Genomic DNA, 16849 nt, shown 5'->3' with positions numbered 1-16849 from the left:
CTGTCAGTTTTCGAAGAACGACCCGGCCTCCATGCCGACCGGCAGGTATTCGTCCAGCCTGAGTTTGAGGTTCGCCATCCGCTGCGGGGCGAACAGCCCGTGATGGGCGCCCATCTCGCCGCCATCGTCCGCGCCGGTCGCGATGCCGGGATGGATGCCGCGCGACAGCTGCATATACGCCGGGCGGCCATAGCGGCGGTCGGTGAACATCGGCTGCGCCCAAGTCCTTTCGGCGGGCCGCGCGCCTTCGGGAAGGCAGCGATGGCGGCGCGGCGTGCGGGCCTCGGGGGGCGTGACCGAGAAGCGGATGCAGCCGACCTGCACGCGTTCGGCCCGCACCGGAAGGGTCCAGCCGTCGCCCGCGGCCAGGCGCGCGTCGAGGATGCTGTTGGAAATCAGCGGCATCTGCCGGGCGTGAACCTTGCCGATCAACGTGCAGGCCACCGCCTGCAGCGTTCCGCCCGCCGAAAGCCCGTTGGGCGCCGAAAAGGCCACGTTGCCGGGCGCGCCCGCGTCCACGATCGTGTCGGCCAGAGCGACTTCCGAATCGGCCACGCAGCGGATTCCGCCGAGGATCGAGGACGTGATCTCGACCGCCACGTTCGGCGCCTCGACGACCAGCGACGGCGTGCCGGGCGAGACGGCGTCGCCATTGGCGTCCAGCGTCAGCCCAGGGACCAACGTCACGTGACTGAGGATCAGCCGCCGGATCCCGGCGCTCGCCGGCACCCGGATCGCGCCGCCCGCGATCAGCAGGCCGTTCAGCACCACCTCGGCCGAGGCGCCGCCGGTGACAAGGATGTTGCCGCCCGCGATGATCGTCGGCCGCTGCTCGTTCGCCGCCTGCACCCCCAGCCGGACGTCTGGGTCCGGGTTCAGCGAAATGGTTTCGGCGAAACGCCCGTTGTCGGTGATCCCGACGCCGCCGCCACCGGCAACGCTGTCGATGGCGGCCTGCAGCACGTCGCCATGTACCGCCTGCACGGCCGGCGCCAGCCCGGCGTCGAGGCTGGCCGCGCGGTCGTAGCTGCCGCCGCCGATCAGATGCGGGACAGCATGGCTGAAGGACACCAGCACCTCGGCCGGCGCCGGCTGCGCCGAGGGAAAGGCGATGCGCCCGCGCTCGGGGTCGATGTAGATGCCATTGGGCGGGTCATGGGCCCAGGCCGCGCCCTCGTCGGCCAGATACGCGGCGCGGACCTCGCTGACCGGAATTTCCAGCCCGTCGGCGGTCACGGTGATGTCGCGCGGATAGAAAGCGGAAAGGTGGTCGCGCAGGCCGAGGATCGGGATGGCGTCCGGCACGTCCAGCGGCGTGGCGAGATGGGCGATGTCGGTCTCGGTCCGCCCCTGCGCGAACAGCGGCTGGCTGGCCGCGAGCGGAGAGAAAAACCAGCGGTGCCCGTCCAGCGCGGCTGCCGGGGCGTTGCGGACGGGCACCGCCGCCAACCGCCACAGGTGGATGCCGATGCTGCGGATGTTGTGCCGCCCCTCGCCGCTGGCGATGCGGCCCACGTCCACCGTCCGCGCCGAGGTGTCGAAGGCGCGGTCGACCGGGCGCAGCGGATCGGGCGCGGTCAGTGCAGGCCACCCGAAGGACGATGCCCGGACATGGTTCATGTTCTGCGTCCACACCAGCCGCTGGTAATATTCGACCGCATGGGCGGGCCAGCCGGTGACGTCGCGCGACAGCGATTCCAGCGCCACCACCGTTCCCTTGCGCTTGCGCCGCGCAATCTCGCCGGCAACCAGGGCGCGCGGGTTCGCGATCTGCGGGGTGACGCCGTGGATCGGCTGGAAGCCGATCAGGTCGCCGATATAGGCGGTCAGCCAGGGCGCGCAGGTTTCGATGAACTGGTCGTCGTACAGGCGGCGGACATCTTCCTCCAGGATCGCGGCCTGAAGCCCGAGAATGCCGATCAAGTCCTTCAGCGCGCCATCGGACTGGCCGTCGCGAAGGCGCAGAATCGCCGGCAGGCGGGCATGGATCTGGTCGGGCGAAAACAGGGTCATGGCAGGATCACCAGTCTGTCGAGGGCGCCGGGGTGGAGGGTCAGCAGCTCGGCACCCAGTGCCGAGCCGTCGGGCAGAAGCCTCATGCCCTCGGCCACCAGCCCCGGCAGGTTCGCCTCCGGCTGCGGCATGCCGTCCGGGTCGAGGTCCCGCCACAGCCCGGTCATGTCCACGGCGACCACGCCCGGGACCGCGTGGATCTCGGCCACGATCTCGGACATCCAGACCGCCTGCGAGAAGCTGCGCGCCGCAAAGCCGAACCGGTCGCGCAGGCGGTCGCGGACGGCGGCAAGGACATCCCCGGCGATGAAGTCGGGATCGACCTTGACCCGCGCGCCCAGGTGGAAGGTGGCGGGGCGATAGCTCGATACCAGCACCCGGCGATAGGGATCGGCATGGCTGGCGATGGCTGCCGAGAGCCCGTCGTGCAGCGCCGAGCCGGGCAGGATCTGCTCGCCCTCCTCTCCGGCCACGGTCAGGTGCACGGTCTGCGTGACGCCACTGGCCAGAAGCCGCGCCTCGGCCTTGGCGATGCCGGCATAGCCCTGCGCGAAGTCCTGGAAGTCGATCGCCGACACCGCCCGGTCCAGCGTCCGTACGGTCAGCGGCGCGTTCCGGCGAATCCCCTCGGGGGGCTCGGGATCGGCGCCGCCCGACGAGGGCAGGCTGTTGACGGCGCCGATCAGGCCCAGGGGGCGGCTCATCAGAACATTCAGCTGCCCTGCCTTGACCCGACCGGCAAGGCCCAGTCCCTTGCGGTAGGTGGCGCGCAGGTTCTGCCGTCCGGTGGGCGGCCGCGCGCCGTTGATGCCATCGCCGAAGCGCACCGTGGTCCGCCCCGCGGCGTCCGTCGAGGTCGTATGGACCCGGTCCTGCGGGCCCGCGCCGAGCAGGTTGTCGACCCTGGCCCAGCGTATGTCGTTGACCCGCACCTCCAGTGTCGGCGCGGCGCCCGAGGCCGAGTTGTCGGTGACATGGGTCTGCGGCGCCTGCTTCAGCGTCACACTGAGGAACGGCACGGTGGCGTCGCCATCGCCAAGAAGCTCGGCCACGCTTTCGCCGTGGGTCGCCTTTGCGACATTGGCGTTGATCCTGACCGAGTCGCGCAGGAACGGTCCTGGCAGCGCCGGAGAGAACCGGATCGCCGTGCCGCCGCCGGCCGAGAAATCATGCGTCACCTCCTCCAGCGTCGCCATTGCCGTGGTTCCGGCCCCGCCGTCCCCGACTCTCCGGCCGGTGAGGGCGATGCGCCGGCCGACCTGCAGGCCCGGCGCATAGCCGTGCAGCCGCATCGGCTCCGATGACCCGTCACTGACCGGGGCGGACAGGCGGGGGCGGCCGACGGTCACGGTTTCGGCGGCGAAATAGACGGTGGTGCCGCGGATCGTCATCTTGTCGAACCCGGTCCTGGACGACAGTTGCAGCCGCATTGCCTTGCCCGAGACAGTGAAGCGCGACAGCGAGGTCTCGGCCACCGCGCGGGCGGTATAGGCGCCCCAGTTGTCACCATCGCGCAGGATCACCGTCGAGCCGTTGGCCAGCAGCGGCTGCGCCCCTTCGACGAAGATCGTGCCGTCCGAGCCCGTGTCGAGCACCGCAAGCGCACCATCGGCCCAAGCGGCCGACTTGCCCTTGAAGGGCCCGTCGATGACGCCGTTCGCCACAACGACGCCGTCCTTGACCTCGTAATTCGGCACCGTACCCGTCAGCGCCGGTGGCAGCGTCGAGAATGGCGGCGCCGCGTGCCCGAACACCGGGGCATGGGCCCTGAGCAGCGTGATCGTCGGCCGGTCCGCTTCAAGGGTTCCATAGACCTCGAACAGCCTGGCCTCGTCATGCCCGGCCGCCGTGACCTCGGCGGCGAACTCGGCGGTCGACAGGATGCGTCCGAGATAGCTCAGCGCAGGTTCGGGCGGCGCGATGCCGGCGGAAAGGACGGGACTGCTGTCGTCGACCAGGGGCGGGGTCAGGACCGGCTCGACCCACAGAAGGGTGAAGTCCCGGGCGTCGGGGTCCGCGGCGCGGTCGGCGGCAAGCCGTTCGATGCGGGTGACGACCGAAAGGAACGGTCCGCCGGCTGCGTCGAAGAACACCATGTCGCCGGCTGCGGCGGACAGGGCCGTGCCCTCAATCCAGATCCGCCGCATGGTCCGGGTCAGGACCTGCGGCGCCTCCAGTTGCGGGCGGATCGCGTTCCAGGCGGGGCGCGCCTCGATACCCTCGATGGTCTCGTAGGTGACCGGCGCCTGGTCCTGGGCGGGGGTGGACTGGACCTTGATGCCAGGCGTCAGGACCACCGAGGCCGGGGCGCCGGGGGCGCTGTCCATCGTGAAGGCGATATCGGCCGAGGCGGCCACGCCCGGCCCGGGCCGGTAGCCGATCAGCCGTGCCAGCTGATGCAGGGAATCCAGCTCCTCGGCGGTGCGCAGCAGGCCCTCGGACATCAGCCGCTCATTGTAGAACGTCAGGATGTCCCCGACGGCAGCCCAGGCGTCGATCAGGGCGATCGTCGGGTCGCGCGTGTCGCGTATGGTCAGCCCGGCAAGCGCCCCCGCATCGGCCGAGGACAGCCGCGCCAGCATGGTGTCGCGGAAGCTCTGCCAGTCACCCGAGCGGTAGGAGATGGCGGGCAGCAGCGGCGCGTTCCCGGGCTCGACCGGGGCGCGGACGGCGATGCCGTCGCAGCAGCCGCAGGGGGTTTGGGTGCCATCGGCCATCTCAGCCTCACAATCCCCCCGAGATCTCCAGCCGAAGCTGGCCGCGCTCGGGGAAGTTCGGGTCGTTGTCCAGTTGCGCGATCTCCAGCCGCTCGAAGGTCAGGAACTCGTCCTCCAGCCCGCCGGAGGAGGTGTCGCCCAGCCGCCGGAAGACCTTGGCGCGGACGTTTCGGACGCCGGGCACGGCTTGGACCGCGGCCAGGATCGGCGACAGCCAGACCGTCTGGCCGAAGCTCTGCCGGTCGGGGTCGAAGAAGCCGGGCGTTCCGTCGGGTGCGGTACCGGAGCCGAGAACGGCAAGGATCCGGCGCTGCACGTCGCTGCGGAAGAAACCGGGCAGCAGGCAGACGCCAAGCTCGACCTCCAGCGGCACGAAGATCGGGGGATCGACGTTCAGGTCATAGCCGGCCAGCCGGAAGCGTTCCAGGAAACCGGCCAGCCGCCCGGCAAAGGCGTCATCCACCGGCCCGTCACCGAAGCGGTCGGCCGAAACGAACACGGTCAGCCAGCTTCCCGTATGGATCCAGGTGGCGGCGGCGCGCTGGACCTCTGCCAGCCGCCGGCTGACCTCGGCATAGTCCTCGCGGGTGACGGCCCGTTCCTGGGTGCGGAAGGCATGGGGCGCGCGGGCGCGGACCGAAGCGGCGGTTTCGGGATCGACGCCGCCGGTCGAGGGCAGCGGGTTGCGCACCCGGAATATCTGGGGCAGCGGCAGCGCGATGTGGCGCAGGGTATCGGCGCCGATCGCCCCGGCGGGTCCCGAACCGACGCGGTAGGTCGCGGCAAAGGCAGTCTCTGGCTCGGGGCGATGGCCGTTGATGTCGTCGCCGAAGCGGATCTGCGCGGTACCGTCGGCCTCGATCTCGACGACGAACTCGTCGGCAAAGGGGCCCGAGGCGAGCAGGTCGCGCCGCGCCGCCCAAGGGTCGCCCCCGGGGCTGCCGGTCAGGGCGACCTGCGGCAGCGCCCGCGCCGGTTCCTGCCGCAGCGACAGGCCCGCCGGCAGCGTGGGGTCGAATGGCTCGGCCTGCGTGACGGGGCGCAGGCTCAGCCGGGGCTCGAAACGCGGCGGGGCGAAGCGCGGCGCTTCGCGGACGCAGGGATCGCAGGCGGCGGGCGGGGCAAGGCGGTATGCGGGTTCGGGCACCACGCCCAGCAGTTCGCCCACAACCGTGTGGCCGTGGTCCGCAAGCACGATGTTTCCGCGCGCGACCGAGACGGCGGGGATGAATGCCGCGCCGAACTCGGGGTCGGTCTCGGCCGAGAGGCATAGGGGGAAGCCGAGCGCATCCTCGGGAGCCCATTCGATCCACGTCACCTGCGCACCGGTCACGGGGTCGGTCAACGGCACGCCCGCGTCGAATGCCTCGACCGCCGTGAGCCGCACCGCCTGCCGGTGGGCGGGATCGGCATCGGCCCGCCGGCCGGTGCGCGGGCCGAAGATCTCTTCGAAGATCAGCGTCTCGCCGACACGCAGGTCGGGAAAATGCCCGTCCAGAGTCGCCCGCGTCGCGCCCTTGGGCAGGCAGCAGCGGCGATCGCTCCAGCTGTAGAACGGCATCTCGTTGTGACGGGTGAAAAGCGCGGGGATGTTCTCCATCGTCTCGTAGACAGCATCGGCCCCGGCGATATCATCGAATATGTTGGGCACGGTGATGCCGGCATCGGGAAGGAAGGTGGCGACCGGCGTGCTGCGCGGCACGGCCGGCGGGTCGCCCGGCAGCAGCGGCACGACGTCGGCCGAGACAGCAAGATGGACATGCACCCGCGCGTTGCAGCCCTCACCGATGAGATAATCGACCAGCCGGGCCAGCCGCCGCAGCGAGATGCGCGACCGGCAGCGGTCCAGAAACGCCTCGTTGTGGGCGGCGTCCTGGGCCCATGAGATCTGGTCGCCGATCCAGGCCAGCAGTTCCAGCACCGCGACCATCCCGTCGGCGGCATTGCGTTCGGTCCAGTCCGGCGCCAGCAGCGCCATCCGGTCGCGCATGACCGACAGCAGGCTTTCATAATCCTTGGCGAGATAATCGATCTGGGGCAGCGGTTCGCGCGCGTCGCTGCAGCCGCAGACAGGCTTGCAGTCGAAGGGGGACGGGCACTCGGCCTTGAACGAGAAGGTGGCCCGGGACAGCATCGGGTCGAAGTCCGCCGGCGGCCGGTCATCGGTGGGCGAGCGGACCAGCCGCAGGGCATAGGGCGAGGCGTCGCCGTAGCGGTCGACCTCGACCACCACCACGTTGGTCTGCGGACCGAGGCCCATCGTCACCGCATCGACGCGGATGCCGCGGATGCGCTCGCCGCCCTCGCAGCGGATGTTGTCGCGGGTCAGGACCAGCGCGCCCGGGTCGTTCACCAGATGGACATGCAGGATGCGCTGGCGCATGTCCTCGGACGGCGCGTCGCGGTCGACCACCTCGACGAAGTCGATCCCGTTCAGGGCGGTTCCCCGGATGGCGGCGCGGCGGAACTGGTCGCAGCAGAAATAGATCATGGCAGCGCCCGCCTGAAGCTGTCGGCGCGGGTCTCGCCGGTTTCGAGGATTGCATAGACGACCGTCGCCTCCAGCGTCGATTCCTCGGCACGGACGGTGACCTCCTGCACCTCGATCAGGTCGCGCAGGTGTTCCTGCAGGGCCGACTGGATCAGCGCAAGGGTCGCCGCGGCCTCTTCGGCTCCCGTCGGGGCGAAGACGCTGGCCAGCAGGTTGGCGCCGAAGGTGGGCCGCATCACCCGCTCGCCCGGCGTGGTGAACAGCAGGATCTCGATCAGGTCGCGGATGTGCCCCGTCCGCGAGGTTTCGGCTGTCCGTCCGCGGGCGTCGATCCGGTAGGGGAAGGCGATCTCGGCCATGGCTCAGGTTCCGATCACGCGGGGCTGGACGACAGCAGGGATCAGCGGCGTCCCGGTGGGGGCGCAGATCGCCTGGCTGTCCATCAGAAGGACCGGCTGCCCCAGCGAAAGGACGCGCAGCGCCGAGGTGACGAACTGGGCGGTGACGCAGGGACCGTTCGCGGCGGGCGGCGGCGGCAGGGCGCAGCCCGCCACCGTCCACGGGCCGGTCACGACCGCGACCGGCTGGCCCGAGACCAGGACCCGCGGGCTGGTGACCGTGGGCGTCGCCTGCCCGGCATGGGCGCACATCACCGTCGCGCCCAGATGAAGGACTGGCCCCGGCATCATGTCACCGTCAGCGCGCCGAGGTTGATGTCGACGGTGGGCCCCACCATCGAGATCTGCGCGCCCTTTCCGTTGTTGATAAAGATGCCGGTGTCGTTGACGGCCAGCGTCGCGCCGGTCGCGCTCTGGATCACGATCCCGCCCACGCCCAGCGGTCCCAGCCCGTCCGAGATCACCAGCCCGTTCTTCAGCGGCGTCTGCATCGTGATCGCCGGGGTCGGCGCCGGGGCGGTCTTGGCCAGGACAGGCGTTTCGGCGGCCGAGCCCCAGAAGCACCCGACCCAGATCGGATAATCCGGGTTGCCCTGCTCGAATTCGACCCAGACCCCGGAACCGGGGATCGGAACCGCCATGAAGCCGTTGTTGATCCCCGCCACCGGCACGCAGGGCATCGCCCAGGACGAGATGCCCGGCCCGTGCACGTCGGGAACCTGGACCAGCAGGCGGCCGATCAGCATCGGATCGATGTTGTTGATCACGGTGCCCCGGAACTTGCCCAGAAATGGCCTGTCGCTGCTCATGCCACCACCCTCTCGACCGCTGAAACCACTCCGTCCCGGCTGAGGACGAAGTCCTGGGTGAAGCCCCCCCGCTGCATCACCGAGGTGACCTGTTCGACGTACCAGCGCCCGTTGAACGCCGTGCCCGCGCCGCGCACGCCCACCGGGCGGCGGGCCTTCAGCAGCCGACCATAGGTGCGCACGTCAAGCGAGCCGCGCGCCTTGGCCGCCTCGGACTTCCGGGCGGCGACGGCCAGACCGATCAGCGCCGCCTGGACGGGGTTGTATTTCGCGGTCTCGGGCAAGGGCTCGATGTTCTTCGGAAGCGCCGGGATCAGCGCCAGCGGCTGCAGAAGCGACGTCAGGTCCGGGACCGGGATCGGGATGGTGACCTTTGTTTCCTGATTGTGGATCAGCACGATCGGCAGCGTCGCCTTTTCGGCATTGTATTCGAAGTTCAGATCCTTGACGTTGCGCCGGCCGCGGAAATCCAGCGACAGCGCCGGCTGGTCGGCCCCCACCCGGATCTTCGGACCCCAGTAGGCTCGGGTCACCCCGACCTCGGGCGTGGTGTCCAGGTAGAAGACATAGCCCACCTTGTCGGCCAGCTTGCGGATGTATCCCAGGTCCTTGCCCTGATGCACCGGGATCCGGCTTGTCGGGATCGGCACGTCGATCAGCGGGCTGGGCACGACGTTGGGAAGGATGCCGAGGATCGCGTATTTGGCCAGGATCAGCGCGACGCGCGCGAAGTCGGGCATCGCAGGATAGGGAATGAACGAGAAGTCGATGTAATCCATCACCCGGGTGAGGTCCTCGCCGGTGATGGTCAGAAGCGACTTGCCCGGCGTCTTCGAGGGGCGGACCTGCTGATGCGTCACCACGCCGTCGATCAACACGTCGCGCGTCCCGTTGACCCGCACCGCGATCACGGTGCGCACCAGCGGCAGCGCGGCCCCGCCCGAGATCAGGAAGAGCGCGTTCAGCGGCGACTGGTTCGACAACTCGAAGGTGATGTTGAACGCGTCCGGTCCCTCGGCCGAGTTGATGACCGTCACCTGCTGCACGGCCTCGATGACCTCGCGCGAGGCCTGCAGCGGTATCCCCGGTCCGATCCACAGCTCGAGGGTGACCGCGTTCAGCATCGCCTACCCCATCCCGTCCGGGACGGCGATGCGCAGTCGCGTACCGGGGTTCCGCGTCAGTTCCTCGGGCAGGCCACGGCCGTTCGCGTCGGCGATGCGCCACGAGGCCAGCGGATCGCCGAAATAGCGCGCGGCCAGCACGTCGGTGCGGTCCAGTGGCGCCACGGTGTGGACGGCAAGGTCGGTCATTTGCGCCGGGTCGGGCAGCACCCGCGGCACCAGCCAGGTCGCCTCGCGCCCGTCAGGCAGGCGCCGCACCCGCGCGGGCAGGCCGAAATAGCGCGAGTTCGCCGGATAGCGCGTCTGTTCCTGCGGCGGCGCGGCGACAAGGGCGGCAAGGGCGTCCTGGCGGCTGGCCATCATATCGCTCCGATCCGGGTGGTGCGGCCGAGGTCGGCCCGGAAGCCCTCGCGCAGACGCTCCTGCCCTGCCAGCGAGGCAAGGAAAACGCCGCCGCCCTTGGTGCCGACGCCGAGGTCGTCGCTGGTCATCACCTCGACGCTGACGGTCAGCCGGGCCCGGATCGGGTTGAGGTTCTGGTCGAACAGGTCCTCCTCGATCGCCAGATCCTTCAGCCGCACGACCTGCACGCGCGAAGCGTTCCAGATCAGCAGCGTCAGCGCGGGGGGCGCGGGCAGAAGTTCCAGCGCGCCTCGGTCCGCCAGCGCGTCGGCCTCCAGCACCGCGTGGCGCGAGGGCGAGATCAGAAGCTCCAGCGCCGCCAGCCGGGTCGAAAGCCCGGTTTCCAGCTCGGCCCCCGCATTCGCATCCAGCGCGTCGGTGGCGTCCATGATCGCCTCGAAGCTGATCGTCTCGCGCGCGGGGCCGGACAGGCGCACCAGTTGCGCGGGATCGCCCTCGGGGTCGATGTCGCGCGCGACCAGCCGGCGCGAAAGGCGCTCGGGGTTGAACTGGAACGGGATCACCCGCGTCACCCTACCCGAGTCGGGATCGACCGAGGCAAGCGCCGCCTTGGCCAGTCGCGGTGCGCTGGACAGCGTCATGGCTGGGTTCCTTTCTGCTGGTTGACCGGCCCGCCGCCGCCGCGCTGCCCTGCCTCGGACATGACGTGATAGCGGCCCTTCTCGCCGGTCAGCTTCACGCGCAGGTCCAGCCGGTCGAAGGCCGCCCCGTACCTGTTCCGGTCGCTGCCCTCCATGTCCGACTCCGACCTGTTCCTGCGGTCGATGTTGGTCGTGGTGTCGGACTTCGACGAGCCGGTCTCGTGCTCGTTGATCTGCTCCGTGCGGCTGACGTCGGTTTCGCCTGCGGTGACATCGGTCTTGCGTCCGACGGTCGCCTTTTCGGACGCGCCCTGCGTCACGCTTCCGCTGCGTTCGACCTCGGTCCGCTCGGTGGTCCCGGTACCCTTCGTGGTGCCCGAGCCTTCGGTCTTGACGGTGCCCTTGGTCGTGTTGGTGCCGGTCGTCCGGGTCTTCTGGTTGATCTCCTGCACCTCGCGCCACTTGCCGGTGACCTCGCCCGACAGCGAGCCCGTGACGCGCCCCTTGCCGGTGGCGTCGATCGTCACCGTCCAGTCCGGCGGTTGCGCGATCAGCTTGTCGAGGATCCAGTCGATGCCCTCGCTGGCCGGACCCGCGGCGGGGCCGAGATAGCGCCGGACCACCTTCTCGATGATCTTCTTGCGGACCGGCTCGGCCAGGTCGAACAGCCGCCGCGTGATCGAAGGCTCGCCCTTGGACAGGTCAGCCTTGCCCTTGATGCCGGATTTGACGTCCGCCTCGAACTCGACGTCGTTCAGGTCGATGGTGATGTTGCCGGTGGTGGTGTTGGTGCCGGTCGTCTTCGACGTCTGGTCCACCTTCTCCTTCAGATCGACGTCGCTTTTCGACGAGCCCTTGTGCTTGAGATCCACCTCCGTCCGGTCCTTGCCGGTCCGCACCGCGCCGCCCTGCTGGACCTCGACCGACCGTCCGGCCTCGACCCCCTCGGATGTGCCCTTGGTGACCGAGACGGACTTGTCCTTGCCGGTCGTGGTGTTCGTGCCGGTGCGGTCCAGGGTGGAACTGCCCGTGGTGCTGGACTTGTCGGTGCCGGTCTCGGCGCCCGTTGTCGTCGTGTGTTCCTTGCGATCGGTCCCGGTCTCGATCCGGACATAGTGCAGGTCCACCATCACCTCGACGGTGTCGAACTCGTGGCTGATCGCCGGATAGGAGGTCTTGGCCTGCTGCGGCCCCTCGGACCCCGGCGTAACGGTGTCGCCCTCGATGATTCCGGGTGCGCCGTCGATCGCGACCTCGCCGCCCTTGTCGCGGGGATGGGGCACGTCCGAGGCAATGGTGGTGCTGTCCTTCACGATGCTGGTGTTCGTCGCAAGGCTGGTCATCGCCCCTCCGGTCGGCTTGAACCCGAGGTCGCGGATCAGCACGCCCTGCGGGCCATCCGTTTCATCCGCGGCGCCCGACACGGTAAGGTTGACCTGCCAGTCCAGTTCCACCGGCGGCGGTGGGTCAGTCTTGTAGACCTTGGTAAAGATGTCCATCAGCCGCTTGAAGCGGCTGCCCTCCATCTCTTTCCTCAGCCGGTCGGGTCCGACGGCCTCCATGATCTCCAGCGCATCTCCGGTGCTGGCCTCTTCGAGGATGCGGATCGACATTTCCTGGTCGTCGCCGCTGACCCAGCCGTCGAGCATCTCCTGGATCAGCAGCGCGCGCACGCGCACCGGCTCGGCCTTGTAGAGGCCCTTCTCGACCACGGCGCGGGCCTTGTTGTCGCTGTCGTTGTTGCCCTCGATCTTGCCGCTGTCCTTGCCGGGCTGCCCTGTCGGGTTGTCTCCGCGCAGACGGTCGAGATATTCCAGCAGTTCGCCTTCCGAGAAGCTTCCGCCCCCGAAGAACCGCGCCACCGCCTCAAGGAAGCCCACGTCGCGGCGGATCACCGGCTCGGGATCGGGTGAAAGCGTGTGCGCCAGCTCGTGGGACAGCAGCGCAAGGCCCGGGGCGGTCTCGGGCCGCCAGGCGCCATCGGCGAAGACGATGTCCCGGCCCAGCGCAAAGGCATCGGCGCCGACGGCCCGCGCACCGGCGGCCGCCGCAGGGCCGTCATGGATGCGCACATGCGAGAAATCGCGGCCGAAACCCGCCTCCATCCGGCTGCGCGGGGCGGGCGGCAGGCGTTCGCCCCCACCCTCGGCGGCGGCCAGGGCGGCCGGCGGCGCGGGGCGGCCGCCGGCCGTGTCACCGGCGCCATCTGCCCGCAGATAGCCGAGGCCCAGCCGGTCGGTCGCGGCTTCCGCCTTGCGGTCGGCCTCGGTCTCGGCGCGGTCGGCCACGCTGCCGATGCGGACGTCCGTTTCAGCGGGCTTCAATGCGGGGGTGGGGACGCCGGTCATTGCGGCCTCCCGTGAACCGGCCCGATCCGGGCGGCGATGATTTCGGCGGCGCGGTGCAGCTCGGGCCCGGTCGAGGTCGGCCCCTTGGCCGCAGACCCCCGCGCCTTCGCCGCCAGCGCCGCCGCAAGCGCGGCGGTCAGCTTTGCCTTCGTCTCGGCGGGTGCCGCAGCCCCTGCGGGAAGGCGAAGCGCGTCGAGGCGGACGTGAAGGACCCGGCGTCTCATGTCTCGTCCTCTCGCCGGCGCAGGGTGCCGGGCACGCGGTTGAGCTTGGCAAGCTCGCCCTCGGCCGTGGCAATGATGTCACCCATGCCGATCTCGGCGGCCCCGCGGGCCGCGGCACGATAGCCCGCCCCCAGCGCGATGTTGCGGATGTCGCCCCCGGTTGCGGCCAGTTGCGCCAGCCGGGCATGGTCCAGCGCGCCCACCGGGGCCGCCGCCGGCATGACCCGCTTCCAGATCTCGCGACGCGCGGCGGCGTCGGGAAAGGGGAAATGCACGACCACCGAGATCCGCCGCAGGAAGGCGTCGTCGATGGCGCCGGACAGGTTGGTCGTCATCACCGCCAGCCCCGGGAAGGCCTCCATCCGCTGCAGAAGGTAGCTGACTTCCATGTTGGCATAGCGGTCGCGCCCGTCCTTGACGTCCACCCGCTTGGCGAAAAGCGCATCCGCCTCGTCGAACAGCAGCATCGCCCCGCCCCGCTCGGCCAGTGCGAAGATACGGTCTAGGTTCTTCTCGGTCTCGCCGAGCCACTTGCTGAGAACCTGGCTGAGATCGACATGCAGCAGGTCCAGTTCCAGCTCGCTCGCCAGCACCTCGGCCGCCAGCGTCTTGCCGGTGCCCGAAGGCCCCGAGAACAGTGCGGTGACCCCGGTCCCCCGCGCCGACGCGCCGAAGCCCCAGTGTTCGAGTACCCGGGCCCTGTGCCGGATGCGGGCGGCGATGTCGTCCAAGGCGGCGCGCTGCGCCGGGCGCAGGGCGATGTCCTCGCGGCAGAGGCGCGGGCTCCGCCGCCGCGCAAGGCCGTCGCAGGCCGTGCGGGTCCGCAGCCGCGCCGCCTGCCGGATCGCAGCGGCGTCACCGCCCCCGGCACCGATCTGGGCCAGGGCCTGCGCCCCCAGAGGGAACTCGGCCGCGAGCCGGTCGATCTCGCCCTCCGCGATGTCCGGCGCGGCCCTGCGCCACAGGGCGCGGCGGCCGGCGAAGTCGATCGCCGGACATTCAACCACCCTCGCGGGCCGCCCGGGGCGGTGGTCCGGCTCGTCCGCCGACAGGACGAAGGCCGACTCGAGCGCTGATGCCAGCGGGCCGATTCCGGGATATGCGTGATCGAGCAGCGGCAGCATTCCCGTCAGCACCGCCTCGCGCTCGATCAGGCGTGCGAGCCGCAGCCGCGGCGCAGGTTCCTGCGGCACGTTCGGGCCGAAGCGCCAGACTGACCGGCCGGATCGCGCGGCCGCGCAGCGGGCGACGGCGTCGCGGTCCTCGGCGCAGCCGCCGATCAGCTGTGCCGGGCCGGCATCGAGTGCCTGTGCCAGCACGTCCGCGGCCATTTGCTGCGCAGGCGCAAGCGGCACCGGCTCGCCTGCGCGCTCGCCCCATGCCTCGAGCGCGCTGTCGGCGCTGCCCGCGCCCATCAGCGCGTGAAGCATCCGCGGGTCCAGCGACAACGGCGCATCGGCGATAAGGGGCGCCGCATCGGCGTGAAGGAGCCTCCAGCGCAACAGCGGCCGCTCGGGGGACAGGGCACTCCAGTGCGGGGCGGTCAGGACGGCAAAGCCCAGACCGAAGCTGGGGCGCGGATCGCCGCCCGGCTGGCGGGCCCGCAGGGCGTCGCTGACGCCCGGATCGATCTCGGCGGCAAGCGCCAGAGCCATCAACTCGGCCTCGAAGATGCTGAGCCCGAAGCCCTGAGCCACGGCGGCGACCAGCGGCGGCAGTCCGCTGGCCCCCGTGACCGGCGGAGCATCGGTCTGCGGCACGGCGGGGCGGGGACCGGCCGCGTCGAGCCGGGCGCGCAACTCGGCGCACATCGCCCGCAGCAGGGCGCCATGATCGCTGCGGATGACGGATTGCTCGGTCATGCCGGCACCGTGACGCTTGCCGCCGGGTCGAATTCGGGCGGGCGCGGCAGGAAGTCCGGCCCGACAGGGGGCAGGTCGCGCAGGGTGAACCAGCTGTCCACGCCGTCCACCCTCAGCCAGGCGAGATAGCTTCCCGCAGCCATGTCGGCAAATTCGAAATGGGCGGCTGCGGCCTGGCTTGCGCCCAGCGGGTCAGCCATCGCGGTCTGGCTGCCGACGGTCAGCAGGATCTCCTGCCCTTCGCGCGGTTCTGGCCGGACCGTCAGGTCCACCGAGACCGCGCCGGCGGCATGGGTCACCGTCGCCCCGGCCAGATCGGGCGCGGGGGCGATCATCAGGGGCCAAGCGTTGCTGTCGCGCTCGGGCTCGCCGGGGCGCTGCACCCGCAGGGTCAGCAGCGCCGGACCTGCCGCCCAGGACGCGCGGCTCGCGGGCGTGTCGGGGATGGTGAAGCTCGCCACCCGCGCGCTGTTGCCGGGATCGGGGGAAAGCGTCAGCGGCTCGGCCAGGCGCGCATGGACGATCCGCGCCTCGACAAGCGTTCCCATCAGGTTGCGTCCTTCGACGACGAAGCTGTCGCCCAGCCGCACGCTCGGCTGCCGTTCCGGCGTGATCAGCCGCGTGATCGCCGGCAGGGGCGGCAGCATGGCGGGAAACACCGACGCGCCCCGATTGTCCCGGCCGATCCGGAGGACGGGGCGGGCGATCCGGGCGGGCAGCTCGCTTTCGATCAGGACTACCGAGACGAGATAGGCCGTCGTCGGGCGGTATTGCGTCTGCATCGCCGTCCAGATCCGGGACACCTCCTCGGTGGTCAGGTAATCCTCGATGATCTTCACCTGCTCGACCTGCTCGGCAAGGCCCGATCCGTCGAGCGCCTCGAGCGCCGGGGGAAGCCCGCCCGAAACGGGCGGCGCCGGACTGAGGGCGCGGGTAATCTGGGCCCGGGTCAGGATCGGGTTCTCGTGCAGGGTGCGCATGGCGAAGCCCAGCAGGATCTCGGCCTGCAGGTCGTCATAGCCGAAGGCGGTCACCAGATAATGCAGGTCCAGCGCCAAGAGCGGCGGCCGGACCACCTCGCCGCGCGGGTTGCGCACCGGCAGTTCATGATTGCGCCAGCCGGTGTTGGGCGTGACGTTGTAGAGAAAGACGTTCAGCGTCGGCGTGGCATCTGTCACCACCGTCTGCAGCCGGTCGGGCGGCAGCGCGCGCACGTTGATGGCGGCACCGACGGCAGCCGCCACATCATGATCGACCACGCCCTCGTTCAGCAGGTCCTGCAGCACCCGGGTGACCCCGGCGAGGGCCAGCGCGCTGGTCATCCCCGCTCTCCCCGGCGCGCGGCGAGATAGTCGCCGAGGGAGAGCAGCGGGCCGGGACGGGCTGCAGGCGAGGATGAAGGCCCCGGTCGCGGCGCCGGACCCGCCGGCAGCGCGCCCACCAGGTCGATGCGGCCGATCTCGAGATGGATTTCGACGGTTTCGGCCTCCTGGACCTGCGCCGCCGGGACGGGCACTGCGCGGGGAGAAGCGGGGGTCGCATGGATCAAGGGCGGGGGGAGGAAGGATGGCGTCGGCGCCGGCCCGGTCTGCTGCTGTGCCAAGGGCGGGACGGAGGGCCCGGGCCCGGTGGTAACGGGGTTCGCGGCGCGGAAGGCGCGTCGAGACTCGGGCCGCACCGCCGCCGGGAAGTCACCGGAAGGTTGCGGTTCGTGTCGGGCAGCGGCAGGTGGCGGCCGGGGCGCTGCGGTTTCAGGAAGGAAATCCGCGGGCTCTGTCGGCCGGGCGGGAGGGTCCGGCGCTGCGGCACGAGTTTGCCGGACGGCCCTTGGCCGCGAAGGCTGAGTGGGCCGTTCGGCC

Annotated in this window: 14 protein-coding genes; all 14 read right to left on the bottom strand. The window is 70.5% G+C overall.

Annotated elements, in window-relative coordinates:
• Positions 1 to 3 precede the first annotated feature (3 nt).
• From ACFFII_RS11685 to ACFFII_RS11620, 14 genes are read right to left on the bottom strand one after another with little or no spacing between them, the layout of a single operon-like run.
• Positions 4 to 2013, bottom strand: coding sequence for a hypothetical protein (locus tag ACFFII_RS11685; RefSeq protein WP_377699057.1), 2010 nt, complete (start codon positions 2011 to 2013; stop codon positions 4 to 6).
• The gene (locus ACFFII_RS11680; RefSeq protein ID WP_377699056.1) at positions 2010 to 4730 is read right to left on the bottom strand and encodes a putative baseplate assembly protein; all 2721 of its coding nucleotides are present in this window, start codon (positions 4728 to 4730) and stop codon (positions 2010 to 2012) included. The genes ACFFII_RS11685 and ACFFII_RS11680 overlap by 4 nt, the downstream gene beginning before the upstream one ends.
• A 7-nt stretch (positions 4731 to 4737) precedes the next feature.
• Positions 4738 to 7221 (bottom strand): putative baseplate assembly protein, encoded by a 2484-nt coding sequence (locus tag ACFFII_RS11675; protein ID WP_377699055.1) that lies wholly within the window; start codon positions 7219 to 7221, stop codon positions 4738 to 4740.
• Entirely contained in the window at positions 7218 to 7580 is a 363-nt protein-coding gene (locus ACFFII_RS11670) for a GPW/gp25 family protein (protein WP_090755153.1), read from the bottom strand. Before ACFFII_RS11670 ends, ACFFII_RS11675 begins: the two co-directional genes overlap by 4 nt.
• A 3-nt stretch (positions 7581 to 7583) precedes the next feature.
• Positions 7584 to 7907, bottom strand: coding sequence for a hypothetical protein (locus ACFFII_RS11665; RefSeq protein ID WP_377699054.1), 324 nt, complete (start codon positions 7905 to 7907; stop codon positions 7584 to 7586).
• A complete protein-coding gene (locus ACFFII_RS11660; RefSeq protein ID WP_377699053.1) occupies positions 7907 to 8428 on the bottom strand; it encodes a phage baseplate assembly protein V in 522 nt (173 codons plus the stop codon). Before ACFFII_RS11660 ends, ACFFII_RS11665 begins: the two co-directional genes overlap by 1 nt.
• A complete protein-coding gene (locus ACFFII_RS11655; RefSeq protein ID WP_377699052.1) occupies positions 8425 to 9552 on the bottom strand; it encodes a hypothetical protein in 1128 nt (375 codons plus the stop codon). The genes ACFFII_RS11660 and ACFFII_RS11655 overlap by 4 nt, the downstream gene beginning before the upstream one ends.
• 3 nt (positions 9553 to 9555) lie before the next feature.
• Positions 9556 to 9912, bottom strand: coding sequence for a LysM domain-containing protein (locus tag ACFFII_RS11650; protein ID WP_377699051.1), 357 nt, complete (start codon positions 9910 to 9912; stop codon positions 9556 to 9558).
• A complete protein-coding gene (locus ACFFII_RS11645) occupies positions 9912 to 10556 on the bottom strand; it encodes a hypothetical protein (RefSeq protein WP_377699050.1) in 645 nt (214 codons plus the stop codon). Before ACFFII_RS11645 ends, ACFFII_RS11650 begins: the two co-directional genes overlap by 1 nt.
• Positions 10553 to 12904: an eCIS core domain-containing protein gene (locus ACFFII_RS11640; RefSeq protein WP_377699049.1), complete on the bottom strand. Its 2352-nt coding sequence runs from the start codon at positions 12902 to 12904 to the stop codon at positions 10553 to 10555. The genes ACFFII_RS11645 and ACFFII_RS11640 overlap by 4 nt, the downstream gene beginning before the upstream one ends.
• Entirely contained in the window at positions 12901 to 13128 is a 228-nt protein-coding gene (locus tag ACFFII_RS11635) for a hypothetical protein (protein WP_377699048.1), read from the bottom strand. Before ACFFII_RS11635 ends, ACFFII_RS11640 begins: the two co-directional genes overlap by 4 nt.
• On the bottom strand, positions 13125 to 14990 hold the full coding sequence (locus ACFFII_RS11630; RefSeq protein ID WP_377699047.1) for an ATP-binding protein: 1866 nt from the start codon (positions 14988 to 14990) through the stop codon (positions 13125 to 13127). Before ACFFII_RS11630 ends, ACFFII_RS11635 begins: the two co-directional genes overlap by 4 nt.
• Entirely contained in the window at positions 14987 to 16312 is a 1326-nt protein-coding gene (locus ACFFII_RS11625; RefSeq protein ID WP_377699046.1) for a Pvc16 family protein, read from the bottom strand. Before ACFFII_RS11625 ends, ACFFII_RS11630 begins: the two co-directional genes overlap by 4 nt.
• Positions 16309 to 16539, bottom strand: coding sequence for a hypothetical protein (locus tag ACFFII_RS11620; RefSeq protein ID WP_377699045.1), 231 nt, complete (start codon positions 16537 to 16539; stop codon positions 16309 to 16311). Before ACFFII_RS11620 ends, ACFFII_RS11625 begins: the two co-directional genes overlap by 4 nt.
• Positions 16540 to 16849: the final 310 nt, after the last annotated feature.

Origin of the sequence: Paracoccus niistensis (assembly GCF_042432925.1) — a bacterium.
Lineage (GTDB): Bacteria > Pseudomonadota > Alphaproteobacteria > Rhodobacterales > Rhodobacteraceae > Paracoccus > Paracoccus niistensis.
The sequence above is the reverse complement of the archived record's forward strand: the minus strand, read 5'-3'. Positions and strand labels throughout refer to the sequence as shown.